Genomic DNA, 13,856 nt, shown 5'->3' with positions numbered 1-13,856 from the left:
CCTTGAGCGATATGGCGAAAAATCTAATACTCTGGCTGGTTATTGCAGTTGTGCTTATGTCAGTATTTCAGAGCTTTAATGGCGGCGATCAAGTTGATCGTCAAACAAGTTACAGTCAATTTGTTAAAGATGCCCGTAGTGGCTCTATACAAGAAGTGTCTATTGAAAGTGGCAGTGGCACAATTACTGGCATAAAAAATAGTGGCGAGCGTTTTCAAACGATTATGCCGATTTATGATAAAGATATTTTAAATGATTTGTTAAAAAGCGATGTAAATGTCAAAGGTGTAAAACCTGAGGAACAATCGTTTTTAGCAAGCATTTTCATTTCTTGGTTCCCTATGATACTGCTAATTGGTGTGTGGATTTTCTTCATGCGTCAGATGCAAGGTGGCGGTGGCAAAGGCGCCATGTCATTTGGTAAAAGTAAAGCCCGCTTAATGAGTGAAGATCAAGTTAAAACGACCTTTGCTGATGTAGCTGGTTGTGATGAAGCCAAAGACGATGTAACCGAGCTGGTGGACTTTTTACGTGACCCTTCTAAGTTTCAAAAATTAGGCGGTAGTATTCCTAAGGGCGTACTTATGGTTGGTCCTCCAGGTACAGGTAAAACATTACTTGCGAAGGCGGTTGCCGGTGAAGCAAAAGTACCGTTTTTTACTATTTCAGGTTCCGATTTTGTTGAAATGTTTGTGGGTGTTGGTGCATCACGTGTACGTGACATGTTCGAACAAGCTAAAAAAGCAGCGCCTTGTATCATCTTCATCGATGAAATCGACGCAGTAGGTCGTAAGCGTGGCGCAGGTATGGGCGGCGGTCATGATGAACGTGAGCAAACGCTTAACCAAATGCTAGTTGAGATGGATGGCTTTGAGGGCAATGAAGGTATTATTGTTATTGCTGCGACTAACCGTCCGGATGTTCTAGATCCAGCATTACTTCGCCCTGGTCGTTTTGACCGTCAAGTTGTGGTTGGTTTACCAGATATTCGTGGTCGTGAGCAAATTCTAAAAGTACACATGCGTAAAGTACCGTTAGGTGATAACGTTGAAGCGGCAGTGATTGCTCGTGGTACACCTGGTTTCTCAGGTGCTGATCTTGCTAACTTAGTGAATGAAGCGGCTCTTTATGCAGCACGTGGTAATAAACGTGTTGTTAGTATGGCTGAATTTGACGCTGCAAAAGATAAAATCATGATGGGTGCTGAACGCAAGACCATGGTGATGAGTGAGCAAGAAAAAGAAATGACTGCTTACCATGAAGCAGGCCATGCCATAGTTGGTCGTATGGTGCCTGAGCACGATCCTGTTTATAAAGTATCTATTATACCACGTGGCCGTGCGCTAGGTGTGACAATGTATTTACCAGAGCAAGACCGTGTTAGTCACTCTAAAGAGCTGCTTGAGTCTATGATTTCTAGCCTCTATGGTGGCCGTATTGCAGAAGCCATTATTTATGGTGAAGACAAAGTAACTACAGGTGCAAGTAACGATATCGAACGTGCAACTGACATTGCTCGCAAAATGGTTACACAATGGGGTTTAAGCGAAAAGCTAGGTCCATTACTTTATGCTGAAGATCAAAACGAAATGTACATGGGTGGCGGCGGTGGTCGTTCTATGAGCATGTCGGACGAAACAGCTAAAGTAATTGATGCAGAAGTACGTTTGTTCTCAGACCGCAACTATCAACGTGCAGAATCAATACTGAAAGAAAATATTGATATTTTACACGCAATGAAAGATGCACTGATGAAGTATGAAACTATCGATGCGAAACAGATTGATGATTTAATGGCGCGTCAGCCAGTACGTGAACCACGTGATGCGCATGACCGTCATGAAGCTAAACCTGAAAAGGAAGATGTTTCTAAAGATAAAGCAGTTGATGAAATACAAAAACCAACTAGCGAATCTAAAAACGACGACTCTAAACAAGATGACTCTAAAAAAGATGAAACAAACCTTGATGATAAAGCGGAATAATCGTTAAAATAACGTATCCAAAAGCCCCGAAGTTCGGGGCTTTTTTGTATCAGTTTGCTGTAATTAATAAATTATACCAATGCGCTTAATAAAGTTAGCTACTTTGGATAGGAAAACCGTGCCTTGTTACCGTCCGACTTTCCTCGCTTAAAATGGTTAAGTATCATAACGAGTTGGTATTACACTGCAGAAACATATTTTAGGGTTAGCGATGAATAATAAAATTAACCTTGCACGTGGTCGAGTGCTTGAACTCAGCGAACCCGTTATTATGGGGATAGTAAACGTTACTCCTGATTCATTTTCAGATGGAGGCCAGTTTTTTAATACAACAGCTGCACTCAATCATGCGATGCAGTTACTTGATGAGGGAGCGACTATTTTAGATATCGGTGGTGAATCTACACGCCCGGGTGCTCCCGATGTCAGCCTTGAAGATGAACTACAACGCGTTATCCCACTTATTAATGCTATTCGTGAGCAAAGTGATTGCGTTATTTCAATCGATACCAGTAAAGCTGAAGTCATGCGTCAAGCCATTGAAGCAGGTGCCGATATTGTTAATGATGTGCGAGCACTGCAAGAGCCTGGTGCAATAGAGGTGGTTGTTCAGTATCCTGATGTAGTCGTGTGCTTAATGCATATGCAAGGACAACCGCGAAGTATGCAAAACGCTCCCCACTATGATGATTTAGCAAGCGAGATAAATGACTTTTTTAACCAGCGTATCGCCGCATGCGAAGCTGCTGGTATAAAACAAAGCCAGTTAATATTAGACCCAGGTTTTGGATTTGGAAAAACACTTAAACACAATTATCAAATATTGGCTCAATTAAATGACTATGCGCAGCTTGGCTTACCGCTGCTTGCGGGGTTATCACGTAAGTCAATGATTGGTAATTTACTCAACAGAGATACAAAAGATAGATTAGCAGGCAGCTTAGCTGGCGCATTAATAGCTGCACAAAACGGTGCGCATATTATCCGTGTGCATGATGTTAAAGAAACCGCAGACGTGCTTGGCGTATATCAAGCCTGCAAACAAGGAGTACTTTAAATGAAAGAAAGAAAATATTTTGGCACAGACGGTGTGCGTGGTTTAGTAGGTCAAGGGCCTATTAATCCTGAGTTTGCAATGAAGCTAGGTTGGGCTGCAGGGCGCGTATTATCACAACATGGTACAAAAAAAGTCATTATTGGTAAAGATACTCGTATTTCTGGTTACATGCTTGAAACTGCATTAGAGTCTGGTCTAATTGCTGCCGGCATTGATGTTATTTTACTCGGTCCTATGCCAACGCCTGCCGTTGCGTATTTAGCGCAAACGTTTCGCGCAGAAGCGGGTATTGTGATCAGCGCATCTCATAATCCTTATTACGATAACGGCATTAAGTTTTTTAATGGCCAAGGCCTAAAGCTAGATGATGTTGTAGAGCTGCAAATTGAAGCCATGCTTGACGAACCAATGACCTGTGTAGCCTCTGATAAGCTAGGTAAAGCAACACGCTTATCAAGCGCTGATGGCCGTTATATAGAGTTTTGTAAAAGTCAGTTTCCACAAGGCTTATCACTAGAAGGGCTAAAAATAGTTTTAGATTGCGCCAACGGTGCAACCTACCACATAGCACCTTCAGTTATGCGAGAGCTTGGTGCAGAGGTGATCACCCATGCGTGTGAGCCAAATGGGGTTAATATTAACCATGAATGTGGTGCAACTCACGTAGATACACTAAAGCAAAAAGTACTTGAGCATAAAGCAGATGTAGGTATCGCTTATGATGGCGACGGCGATCGGGTAATGATGGTTGATCATAATGGCCGCGTATTTGATGGTGATGATTTAGTTTACATTATTGCTTGCCAAGCCGCTCAAGATGACAACCTAGGTGGCGGGGTTGTTGGTACTGTAATGTCGAATATGGGTCTTGAAAATGCGTTAAAAGCCAAAAATATTGCTTTTGCTCGTAGCAAAGTGGGTGACCGTTATGTGATGGAACTACTGCAGCAAAAAGGCTGGAAAATAGGTGGTGAAAGCTCAGGTCATGTTTTAAATCTAGATTTGATTAGCACTGGCGATGGCATCATTTCAAGCTTGCAAGTACTTGCTGCTATGGTGGCACAAAACCGTACACTTCAAGATTTAGGCGCTGGATTTACTAAGTACCCAATGAAAATGATTAACGTGCGATACACTGCTGGTACCGATCCAACCCAAGCGCCAGAAGTGCTTGCTGTTGTGGCTGAAGTAGAACAAAGCTTAGCAGATAAAGGCCGCGTATTACTGCGTAAATCTGGTACTGAACCTGTTGTACGGGTGATGGTTGAAGCAGAACAAGAAAAAATAGTTATCGATAGCGCTCAGAAAATAGCAGCGGTTGTCGAATCTATGAGCAAACAAACTGATTGATAACAATAACCTCTTGTAACTTTGGGCGAGTCGAGTTAATATCTCGCCCGCTTTCTAATGTGGAGTGGAAAAATGGCAACACGCAAGGCGATGGTCGCAGGCAATTGGAAAATGAATGGTTCATTAGAACTCGTTGAGCAACTGTCTGATGCTATTAACAATGTTAAATCTTCTGAAGTAAACATTGTTTTATTTCCTCCGTTTCCACTGATATCAGCAATGATTGCAAGTGGTGTAACTACTGGGACACAAACAGTTTCAGAGAATACGCCAGGTGCCTTTACTGGTGAAGTAGATGCCCAGTTGGTACAACAGCTAGGTGCAAAATATGTACTGGTCGGTCATTCAGAGCGCCGCAGTATATACAAAGAAAGTAACGATACCGTAGCCGCAAAATTTGCTCGCGCCCAACAAGTAGGTTTAACACCCATATTATGCGTAGGTGAGAGTGAAACAGAGCAAGAAAACGGGCAAACAGAACAGGTAGTTGCTGCGCAGATTGACGCAGTAATTAACAAATTAGGTGTAGCAGCACTGAAAGAATCTGTGATAGCATATGAGCCCGTTTGGGCTATAGGCACAGGTAAGACTGCATCGCCTGAACAGGCACAAAGTGTTCACAAATTTATCCGTGATAAAATTGCTTCACTAGACAGCGATTTAGCACAAGGGCTAACCATCTTATATGGTGGTAGCGTAAATGAAAAAAATAGCGAATTATTATTTGCACAAACAGATATAGACGGCGGCCTAATTGGTGGCGCAAGTCTAAAAGCAGAATCATTTACTGCTATCTGCAATAGTGCAAAAGGGACCGTATAAGATGTACGAAATTTTACTAGTAGTGTATTTAATTGTAGCTTTAGCGCTTGTTGGTATGGTTTTGATCCAGCAAGGTAAAGGTGCTGACATGGGCTCATCATTTGGTGCAGGAGCATCGTCTACTGTTTTTGGTTCTTCGGGAGCCGGTAACTTTATGACGAAAACGACAACAACTCTGGCAACTATCTTTTTTGTGCTAAGTATTGTTTTAGGTAACCTAACTGCCGGTCAAATCAAAAAGACTGACGAATGGGAAAACTTAGAAGTGGCTCCAGCTGTTGAAACTGTAACGCCAGTTGAAGAAGATGTTCCAGTAACATCAACTAAAGAGCAAAGCTCTGACGTACCAAATTAATTAGTTTAAATTGTTAAGTTGCTCTCTTTCCTCAAGTTAGCTTAAAGACTTAACGCTAAGCGATAGCTTGAAAAATGCGGATGTGGTGGAATTGGTAGACACGCTACCTTGAGGGGGTAGTGCTTTCGGGCGTGGGGGTTCAAGTCCCCCCATCCGCACCAAATATAAAAACCAGTAACAGCAATGTTACTGGTTTTTTTGTGCCTAAAATTTAAAATATTAAACAACTCTTTTTGGATTAATGTTGAACATTGAGTAGAACACTCTATATTTCAATTGTAAGTGTTTATAAAAGAATACTACTGTATATTTAACTTTATGTATAAAAAGCATCAAAAGTTAAAAATAAAGTTAACATTTTTGTATCTTAAGCCGATAATAACTATAGATAATTAAACGGGGTAAATTAATATGGCTTCAGGTTTCTCTTTTAAAAACCTCAGCATTACTAAAAAAATACATGCAATTACATCTATAGCGATAATCGCATTCTTAGTAATTGTTTTGGTTAATTACTTTGCTATGAACGAAAATCGCATATCACTTGATGAAATGGAGAAATCTTCTTATAAAGTTGCCAAATTAACCTTGGCTAATGTAAGCATTTTAGAAAAATTAGATGAGTTATATACTCAGGCTGTAACGTTTGGCGAGCAAGATTTAGTAACAAAAGCGAGTGAAACTTACCAGCAGCTCATCATGAATATAGACGCAATAGAAACAATTAATGCATCTTATATTAATAGCGACACAAAAACGCGACTGACTAATTATGAGAAAATATCTGCAACGATTGCCAACGGTATGGTTAATGGCACGGCTGATTTTAGTAAAATACAACAACAGGCTCAGCTTAAAACAAGCCTTTATGAAGCTGTTTTAACTAGCTTTAAAAGTGCGCAGCAAAAAGCAGATGATCGCTTCTTTCAGCTTGTTGCTAATACAAAAGCACGCTCAGATGATGCACTTAACTTAATGCTGGTTGTTGCGGTTGTATCATTAACACTGTTATTGCTTATGGCTATTTGGATTGCACGTAATATTGGTTCATCAGCCAGTGATGCCGCTAATAACCTGAGTCTTTTAGCAAGTGGTAAAGGGTCATTAAGTACAAAGCTTGCCGTTAACTCTGAAGATGAAATAGGTCAGGTATCAATAAACTTTAATGCATTCATTAGCTTGCTTAGAGAAACCGTTTTAGAAGTCATCGCGGTATGTGAACCGTTAATGGAAAACTCAACCCGTCTTGTACAGGGGATGGAGCGAGCTGAGCGAGCAACCACTAAGCAAACTACCGATGCCGATGTTGTTAAACAGTCTATGGAAGAGATGAAGCAAAGTGTTGGCGATATTTCACAATCAGCAGCAAGCGCATCTAATGCTGTGCAAACAGCAGAAAAAGAAGTAGATCAAAGCCGTGCTCAAGTAAAAATGTCTGTTAACGCATCGCGCACTCTAAGCGATGAAATTAATATAGCGGCCAACACCATTAATAAGTTAGCCGATGACACTAAAAATGTATCGCAAATACTAAATGTAATTACATCCATTGCCGAGCAAACAAACTTATTAGCCCTAAATGCCGCAATAGAAGCTGCACGCGCGGGTGAACATGGACGAGGCTTTGCTGTGGTTGCTGATGAAGTCCGTGAGCTTGCATCACGCACTGCACAGTCAACCAATGAAATTCGTGAGTTATTAAGTACCCTAAGTGTCGCAGCCAATGAATCTGTGACGGCTATGACCTCTGCAAGAGATATGGCAACCGATAATGCCAGTGCAGCAGAGCAAACCGGTGTTTCGATTGAAAAAATAGCCGAGCAAATACTAGAAATTAATGGTATGAACTCGCAAATTGCAGCAGCAACTGAAGAGCAAACCTCAGTTGCCGCAATGGTTGTAGATAACGTGTCTAATATGCATGTTTCATTTGAAGATACGATGAGCTCACTCAAAGCTGTAAGAGATGTGGCTAAAAACTTACATTACCTTTCAGATAACTTATTGGATGCAACTGCTAAGTTTAAAATTGATGAGTAGTCGTTAAGGCGATATTTTAATGTTTTATGAAGGTTGTAAATAATAGGCATAAAAAAGCCCGCAATAAAGTATTTATTGCGGGCTTTTTATTTTTAATTTAGCAGATTAATACTTGCCTACTACTTTGACTTTATCACTTGCTTTAGCGCTATCAATATAGCCAATCGCATCTGTATTAGCAGCTACAAAATCAATCACGGCTTGGTCATTATCCAGTTTACCTGGAGGTGTGCCTTTACCAGTAAAAACCAGCTTTGACCAATAAGCATTTAACTGGCTGCCTGACTTACCAACAAGCTTGTCGTTAAATTCATCAGCTACCGCAGTACCATTTTGGTTAACAGGGTTTACTTTGGTGCCATCAGCAAATGATTTGCTCTTGCCAAGGTATATTTTTTTAATATCGTCTTGGCTTACAGCATTGGCATTCGCTGGGTTAACGATCACTGCAACTTCAGCAAATGCTGCAGTACTACATAGTGTTAGCATACTGGCTAAAATTAATTTCTTCATCATTCGCTCCAATTAAAATACTAAATCAACGCCAACGGCAACTACGTCAGTTTCAGTATTTGAGATATCATCTTTTAGGCGGCTAAAGTCTACTTTAAAGGCAGCCATTGGGTGGAAGTCATAACGAGCACCAATTGTGTATACATTACTCTTAGCTTTAGAGCCTTCCAAAACTTGGTTAAGCCCAGCATTCAACGGCGGTACATTTGGTAGTGCATTATAACGATTACTATCATGCTCATCATCGTTGTTTTCATAGGTTAAATGAACAAGCCATTCGTCCATACGGTAGCCTAAAGATGTGTAATATTGAGTTTGCTTAGCGAGCGCACTGTTATCTACTTCAAACTGTGTGTATTCAGCGTCGAACAAGATATTGTTGTAATCAATTGAAAAGCCAAGTGCTAAAAATGCACCATCGTCTTCGTCAATAGCAATACTGTTTGCTTGATCAACAAAACCTGAGTTACGAAGGGCTTGTTCTAAGCCATTAAGCGCCATACCTTCGGCCGTATCATTTTCAATCTCAATACTTGTTTCAGCAACAAAGTAAGCAGCGCGAGCACTGAACCAATCGTAACTCAATGTCCAGTTTAACCCTGCAATGTCGTTAAGCTCGGTATCACCGTTAACAGATACTACGGCAATGTTATCATCGAAGCTGCCGTAAATAACCTGAAGAGTAGAGTCCCAATCACCAAGTTGAGTTGTATGTAATAAGCTTAGGCCTTCATAGGTTGAAAACGGTAAGTTATATACAGACTGAGGTGGGCGCACCCAGCGGTAGGTATAGCCAACATCTAAAAAGTCAGAGTAGCGATAAAAAGGTGCACGCATTTTACCAGCACTGATTTGTAATTCGTCAGATATCTCATAAGTTAAGTATGCCCATTCAAAGTCGGCGTCAAAATCATTTTCGCCGCGAGCCACTATCTGCGCTGTAGCGGATAGCTTCTCTTGCAGGTCAGCGGTTAGCTGAAGAGCAAACACGCTTTCATTTTTAAATGAAATATCATCATCATATCCATATAACGTTTGATCACTATCGAGCGACTTACCACCGACAATAGAAGCAAACCCATTAATACGAACTTCAGCACTCGCGTTACTTGTGGCAAGTGCGCAACAAATTGCTACTGCTACAGATAGTTTTTTCATTGTGTATCCTATTTAATTTCATGTGTATCCCGCTGCAGTATAAGATGAGTATTAACTTTTTTCTAATTAAAATTAATAAATTAAGTACTTTTTACTACTTTTTTGCAACAAGAACGCATGGCTGTGATTGAAAATTAAGGATTTTTTTATCTAAGGTAATGTAACCAACTGAGTTATTTGAGTTATTTATGGTGAGGTTATGTTTATTGCAGTACGCATTAAGTAGTAATTATTTTTTTAGTTATGAACGCGTATTTATATTTTTTAGGTTATCTTGGCACCAACGAATTGCCTGCTGTTTATTTTTGACCGCTATTTTTTTATAAATTTTATGTAAGTGTACTCTAACCGTAGCTTCACTTATAAATAAACTATCAGCAATAGCACTGGAATGAAGACCACTAAAGAGTAGGTTAAGCACTTTAATTTCTTTATCGGTTAGGTTACTTGTTTGCAAAGCATTTTTTTGCTCTGTATCGAGCATTTGGCGCATCCAAATATCACTGATTGTGCGTGGAAACCACAATTCTCCTTGTGTAATTGCATCTAACCCCCTGTTGAATAGCTCTTCATTGGTGTCTTGATAAAAAAGACCTTTTAAGTTTGGCCATTCTTTTAGTGAAATAATATCAGTATCTTTAGGAATATTAAAAATAACCAATCCCTGATAATTATTGATTTGTATAAAATGGCTCAGAAGTTCGTAATTTGTAAGCGTATTGAGTGCTGAATAGCTGACTAACAATATGTCGCTATTTAATGTTGTAAAAAATAACGGATTGTAGGGGGTGTTATTAAAAAGCATGTTTGCTGATTGCGTGGTCTGTTTTTTTGTCATGCTTTTCACCTAAAAATGGTTTTGCTTAATATTTAAATATAAAGGGTCTTTGGATATTGTCATAACTTCAAGTAGCTTTAATGTGTTTTTTACAATAAACCAGCTGTATGATTAATGAGTAATATCGGTGGTGGTTAGTATTAAAGTCTTAATTTAAATTAGAACTGCGTCATTGTTTAGATAATTAGTTTAGGTTAAAAAGTTAAAAATTAATTTTTTTTGCTTAAACTAAAGTTAAATATACATATTGTAACTTTTATGTAATACAATACACTCCCAGAGGAAAGATGCATCTAAAGCATCTTTTTTTATGCCTACAATTTATGCTTACACAGCATAACGCATAATTAAATTAATACCCTTTGGAGAAAACCTTGAAATTACGCACCCTCTCACAGTTAAGTTTAGCGGTTATTGCAGCCCTAACAACTTCCGCAAATGCACAAGAAGCTAAAACGACAGCCAAACAAGACGCGTTTGAAAAAATTGAAGTGACAGCTCGTAAACGTACAGAGAGCTTGTTCGAATCTCCAACTGCGATTACATCAATAGGTGCTAACCTTATTGATAAAGCCAATATGGGTAACTTAGAAGATATTGGTAAATACGTTCCTAACTTAAACATTACTCGTTATGGTGTTGGTAATGCAGCACATGCCTCAGTGTTTATTCGTGGTATTGGTTTGCAAGATCACATTATAACAACCGATCCAGGCGTAGGTGTTTACCTAGATGGTGTTTACTTAGGTCGCCAAATGGGGTCTAACTTATCACTTCCTAATGTAGAGCGAGTTGAAGTTCTACGTGGGCCACAAGGCACACTTTATGGCCGTAACACATTAGGTGGTGCAGTAAACGTAATTACTAAACAACCTGGTGATGAAGGTATTCTAACAACAACCGCTAAAGTGGGCAGTCGTGGTCGAGTTGCGGGTGATATTTACTTTAATAATGCACTAACTAACGATCTAAGCATGTCAGCAAGTGCGTCATACAAACAACGTAATGGGGTAGGTACAGCAGTAAACTTAGCTAACCCTGAAAAAGAAATTGGTGAAGAGCAAGAGTTTAGTGGTCGTATCGCACTTAAATACGAAGCAACCAGTGATTTAGCGTTTACCTTCTCGCTAGATGGCGTTGATAATGAGTCAGGTCAATCGCCTTATACTATTGAACTGACAGATTCATTAGATTCAAATGATGTCTTTAATGGCGATTTCCCATTATTAACTGAAGACTTAATTCCTCAAAACCCTGATGATTTAGGCACAACGGTTGCAGGTATTGAGTCAACTTCATATTCTGGTTGGGGCACGTCATTTACAGCTGACTGGGCCATTAATAACACGTATACAGCTAAGTTTATTTCAAGCTACCGTACTTCTGAGTATGAAGGTGGCTTAGATGATGATGCATCACCACTTAACTTATCTGAGTTCCCAGAAGTAGGCGGTGCAGATCAATACTCTTTTGAAGTTCAGCTAAACGCAACGTTTGATAAAATGGACTTTGTATCGGGTCTATACTTCTTTAATGAAGATGGTTTTACTCGCTCAGAAGATTTTGTATTTAGCCCATTTAACACGCCAAATGGTCTATTGAATGATGGTGTTACTCCGTCATTTGGTGGTTTTGGCTTTTTTGAAATCAATCAAGAAACAAACTCATACGCAGCTTACATCAACGGTAGTTACGATTTAACTGATGATTTAACAATCGGCGGTGGTCTTCGTTACTCAGAAGATAAAAAAGATGCGAATGCTATTTTCCCAACCTTCCCTGAACGTAAAGACATTAGTGCAGACTTTAATGCAGTAACATGGGACATTAATGCTTCATACCAGCTTAGCAATAATATGAATGTATACGGTCAAGTGCAAAAAGGTTACCAAACAGGTGGCTTTCCACCGCGCCCATTTGGTGGTCCGGATCAGTTTGTATCGTTTGATGAAACCAAAGCAGTTAACTACGAGATTGGTTTAAAAGGCCAGGTACATGAAAATGTATCTATGATGCTTGCAATGTTTGTTACTGACTACACTGATTTAGCACTGCCATTTTCAGATCCAACCGCGGGCGGTGGCTTTGTCACTATCGTTGAAAATGCAGGCCAGTCTAAAGCGCAAGGTATTGAGCTTGAAACCACAATTGCACTAACCGACGACTTTACTATTCGTACTGCAGTAGGTTACTTAGATTCTGAAATTACAGAAGTGGCTGAGGGTGTACAAGGTATTGGTAAAGGTGACTCACCAGCACTGACACCCCGTTGGACAGTGATGGTTGCTCCATCTTACTTTGTTGATTTAAGCAATGGTGGCACTGTTGCATTAAATGCAAACTACTCGTACCGTAGTGAAATGCAAGGTCAGTCAGTTTTCAACAAAAGTGAAACGATTGATTCGCGTGAGCTAGTTGGTTTTAATATTTCTTACACTAATCCATACGGCGATATGGAAGTAACGCTATATGGTGAGAACGTGTTAAACGAAGTTTACGATGTAGGTCGCCTGCAGCAAACTGGCTTTGTTGGCGTAATGCGCAGCAATGATCGTAGTGAGTTTGGTTTAAAATTCAAAAAAGACTTTGAACTATAATCTATAATTTGCTCTAAAAATAAAACAAAAAAGGTAAGCCATGGCTTACCTTTTTTTATGGTTAAAAATAATTAACCTTCTTTATGCTCTTCACGTGCTTGCTCAATTTCTGCCGCAATTTCACGTGCTTTTTGCTTAGTTTTTTCAGTTAGCTCGCCAGCCGCTTCTTTGCTTTTGATCCATGCATCAACAGCTACTTCTTTGCCGTCATCGTACATGTCTAAGCCCATCGCTTTACTCTCTTCGAGTAGCTCATTTAATGACTCGTCATTTTTAAGCTCATTGGTTTTTTCTTTAACGTCGTTCCACGTTTCGTTTAGCTTTTCTTGAACTTCAGCGCTCGTTTGTTTGGCGTCTTGTTTCACTTCGTTGGCATCTTCACACCCTGTTAGTGTAATTAAAGTGCCTAATAATGCTAAACCTGCTAATTTCTTCATTGACTATCTCCTTTAGTGAAAAATATATTTCAAAGGTAACTATACAACAATGAAAATGAACATAGCTGTAACAACACGATTAAGTTTTAAATTAATGGACGAAAATGATTGGCAGCAATTATATGAGCTCGATCAAGACCCAGCCGTTATGCAGTATTTAACTCAAGGTAAACCTACCACTCTTGAAGAGATAAAAACGAAAGCCATTCCAAGAATGCTCGCTTATCGCAATGAGCAACAAGGTTGGGGGCTATGGCAAGTAACTCTACGTGAAAGTAATACTTTTATTGGCTGGGTGCTTGTTCGGCCGATGGGCTTTTTTTCAGATACGCCTGACTTTAGTGATATTGAAGTAGGCTGGCGGTTTAAACGAGCGAGTTGGGGTAAGGGTTATGCAATTGAGGCGGCAAAAGCGATTTGCTCAACGATTGAAAAACAGTCGCAAATAAAGGCAATCAGTGCCACAGCGCTGACCGCCAACGTTGGCTCAATTAACATCATGAAAAAGCTCGGTATGCAGCTACAACACTATTATATTCATACTGATGATGGCTCAAACTTAACTGCTGCGCTTTATTCAAAGCCCTGCAGTTGAGCTAAAACTTCCTAAGCCTCAAAAATGTAGCATCTAAATATTGACCTGATGTTTGTTACTATGCATTAATGTTTGCCATCAATGTATAAAAATAACCTAAGGATATGGG

General features: G+C 39.8%; 12 protein-coding genes and 1 tRNA gene. 9 read left to right on the top strand and 4 right to left on the bottom strand.

The window, feature by feature from the left end; all coding sequences use genetic code 11:
• Window positions 1-11 precede the first annotated feature (11 nt).
• The 7 genes from ftsH to ACNSN3_RS10195 all read left to right on the top strand — a co-directional run bounded on the left by ftsH (window position 12) and on the right by ACNSN3_RS10195 (window position 7,609).
• Window positions 12-1,985: an ATP-dependent zinc metalloprotease FtsH gene (ftsH, locus tag ACNSN3_RS10225; protein WP_041709666.1), complete on the top strand. Its 1,974-nt coding sequence runs from the start codon at window positions 12-14 to the stop codon at window positions 1,983-1,985.
• 211 nt (window positions 1,986-2,196) lie between these two features.
• Window positions 2,197-3,042, top strand: a complete 846-nt coding sequence (folP, locus tag ACNSN3_RS10220; protein ID WP_418607250.1) for a dihydropteroate synthase — start codon at window positions 2,197-2,199, stop codon at window positions 3,040-3,042.
• Window positions 3,043-4,392, top strand: a complete 1,350-nt coding sequence (gene glmM, locus ACNSN3_RS10215; RefSeq protein WP_054201679.1) for a phosphoglucosamine mutase — start codon at window positions 3,043-3,045, stop codon at window positions 4,390-4,392. It begins immediately after the preceding gene.
• 72 nt (window positions 4,393-4,464) lie between these two features.
• Window positions 4,465-5,214, top strand: coding sequence for a triose-phosphate isomerase (gene tpiA, locus ACNSN3_RS10210; protein ID WP_418607248.1), 750 nt, complete (start codon window positions 4,465-4,467; stop codon window positions 5,212-5,214).
• A gap of 1 nt (window position 5,215) precedes the next feature.
• Window positions 5,216-5,569: a preprotein translocase subunit SecG gene (gene secG / locus ACNSN3_RS10205; RefSeq protein ID WP_418607247.1), complete on the top strand. Its 354-nt coding sequence runs from the start codon at window positions 5,216-5,218 to the stop codon at window positions 5,567-5,569.
• A 76-nt stretch (window positions 5,570-5,645) separates the two neighbouring features.
• Window positions 5,646-5,730 (top strand) — tRNA-Leu (locus ACNSN3_RS10200).
• Between the two features lie 250 nt (window positions 5,731-5,980).
• The gene (locus ACNSN3_RS10195) at window positions 5,981-7,609 is read left to right on the top strand and encodes a methyl-accepting chemotaxis protein (protein WP_054201677.1); all 1,629 of its coding nucleotides are present in this window, start codon (window positions 5,981-5,983) and stop codon (window positions 7,607-7,609) included.
• A 105-nt stretch (window positions 7,610-7,714) separates the two neighbouring features.
• Here ACNSN3_RS10195 and ACNSN3_RS10190 read toward each other — a convergent pair whose 3' ends face one another.
• The 3 genes from ACNSN3_RS10190 to ACNSN3_RS10180 form a co-directional block, all read right to left on the bottom strand.
• On the bottom strand, window positions 7,715-8,122 hold the full coding sequence (locus ACNSN3_RS10190; RefSeq protein ID WP_010388011.1) for a phosphate ABC transporter substrate-binding protein: 408 nt from the start codon (window positions 8,120-8,122) through the stop codon (window positions 7,715-7,717).
• A 12-nt stretch (window positions 8,123-8,134) separates the two neighbouring features.
• Window positions 8,135-9,280: a porin gene (locus ACNSN3_RS10185; protein ID WP_054201676.1), complete on the bottom strand. Its 1,146-nt coding sequence runs from the start codon at window positions 9,278-9,280 to the stop codon at window positions 8,135-8,137.
• Window positions 9,281-9,521: 241 nt separating this feature from the next.
• Window positions 9,522-10,118: a LuxR C-terminal-related transcriptional regulator gene (locus tag ACNSN3_RS10180; protein WP_418607245.1), complete on the bottom strand. Its 597-nt coding sequence runs from the start codon at window positions 10,116-10,118 to the stop codon at window positions 9,522-9,524.
• 374 nt (window positions 10,119-10,492) lie between these two features.
• On the opposite strand from ACNSN3_RS10180, the gene ACNSN3_RS10175 reads away from it, so the two are divergent.
• Window positions 10,493-12,715, top strand: a complete 2,223-nt coding sequence (locus tag ACNSN3_RS10175; protein WP_010388016.1) for a TonB-dependent receptor — start codon at window positions 10,493-10,495, stop codon at window positions 12,713-12,715.
• A 71-nt stretch (window positions 12,716-12,786) separates the two neighbouring features.
• Here the strand turns inward: ACNSN3_RS10175 and ACNSN3_RS10170 are convergent, their stop codons facing one another.
• Complete coding sequence (locus ACNSN3_RS10170; RefSeq protein ID WP_010388018.1) at window positions 12,787-13,152, bottom strand: hypothetical protein; 366 nt, start codon at window positions 13,150-13,152, stop codon at window positions 12,787-12,789.
• A gap of 49 nt (window positions 13,153-13,201) precedes the next feature.
• Here ACNSN3_RS10170 and ACNSN3_RS10165 point away from each other — a divergent pair, with 49 nt between their 5' ends.
• On the top strand, window positions 13,202-13,747 hold the full coding sequence (locus ACNSN3_RS10165) for a GNAT family N-acetyltransferase (protein ID WP_418607243.1): 546 nt from the start codon (window positions 13,202-13,204) through the stop codon (window positions 13,745-13,747).
• Window positions 13,748-13,856: the final 109 nt, after the last annotated feature.

Source organism: Pseudoalteromonas sp. US3C1004, from assembly GCF_048401065.1.
In the GTDB taxonomy this organism is placed as follows: domain Bacteria; phylum Pseudomonadota; class Gammaproteobacteria; order Enterobacterales; family Alteromonadaceae; genus Pseudoalteromonas; species Pseudoalteromonas undina.
The sequence above is the reverse complement of the archived record's forward strand: the minus strand, read 5'-3'. Positions and strand labels throughout refer to the sequence as shown.

Excerpts from the sequence above, each read along its gene's own strand:
- ACNSN3_RS10180 (WP_418607245.1), bottom strand. The coding sequence starts at position 10,118 with ATGACAAAAAAACAGACCACGCAATCAGCAAACATGCTTTTTAATAAC.
- ACNSN3_RS10165 (WP_418607243.1), top strand. The coding sequence starts at position 13,202 with ATGAAAATGAACATAGCTGTAACAACACGATTAAGTTTTAAATTAATG.
- ACNSN3_RS10195 (WP_054201677.1), top strand. The coding sequence starts at position 5,981 with ATGGCTTCAGGTTTCTCTTTTAAAAACCTCAGCATTACTAAAAAAATA.
- ACNSN3_RS10170 (WP_010388018.1), bottom strand. The coding sequence starts at position 13,152 with ATGAAGAAATTAGCAGGTTTAGCATTATTAGGCACTTTAATTACACTA.
- glmM (WP_054201679.1), top strand. The coding sequence starts at position 3,043 with ATGAAAGAAAGAAAATATTTTGGCACAGACGGTGTGCGTGGTTTAGTA.
- ACNSN3_RS10185 (WP_054201676.1), bottom strand. The coding sequence starts at position 9,280 with ATGAAAAAACTATCTGTAGCAGTAGCAATTTGTTGCGCACTTGCCACA.
- secG (WP_418607247.1), top strand. The coding sequence starts at position 5,216 with ATGTACGAAATTTTACTAGTAGTGTATTTAATTGTAGCTTTAGCGCTT.
- ftsH (WP_041709666.1), top strand. The coding sequence starts at position 12 with ATGGCGAAAAATCTAATACTCTGGCTGGTTATTGCAGTTGTGCTTATG.
- folP (WP_418607250.1), top strand. The coding sequence starts at position 2,197 with ATGAATAATAAAATTAACCTTGCACGTGGTCGAGTGCTTGAACTCAGC.
- ACNSN3_RS10190 (WP_010388011.1), bottom strand. The coding sequence starts at position 8,122 with ATGAAGAAATTAATTTTAGCCAGTATGCTAACACTATGTAGTACTGCA.
- tpiA (WP_418607248.1), top strand. The coding sequence starts at position 4,465 with ATGGCAACACGCAAGGCGATGGTCGCAGGCAATTGGAAAATGAATGGT.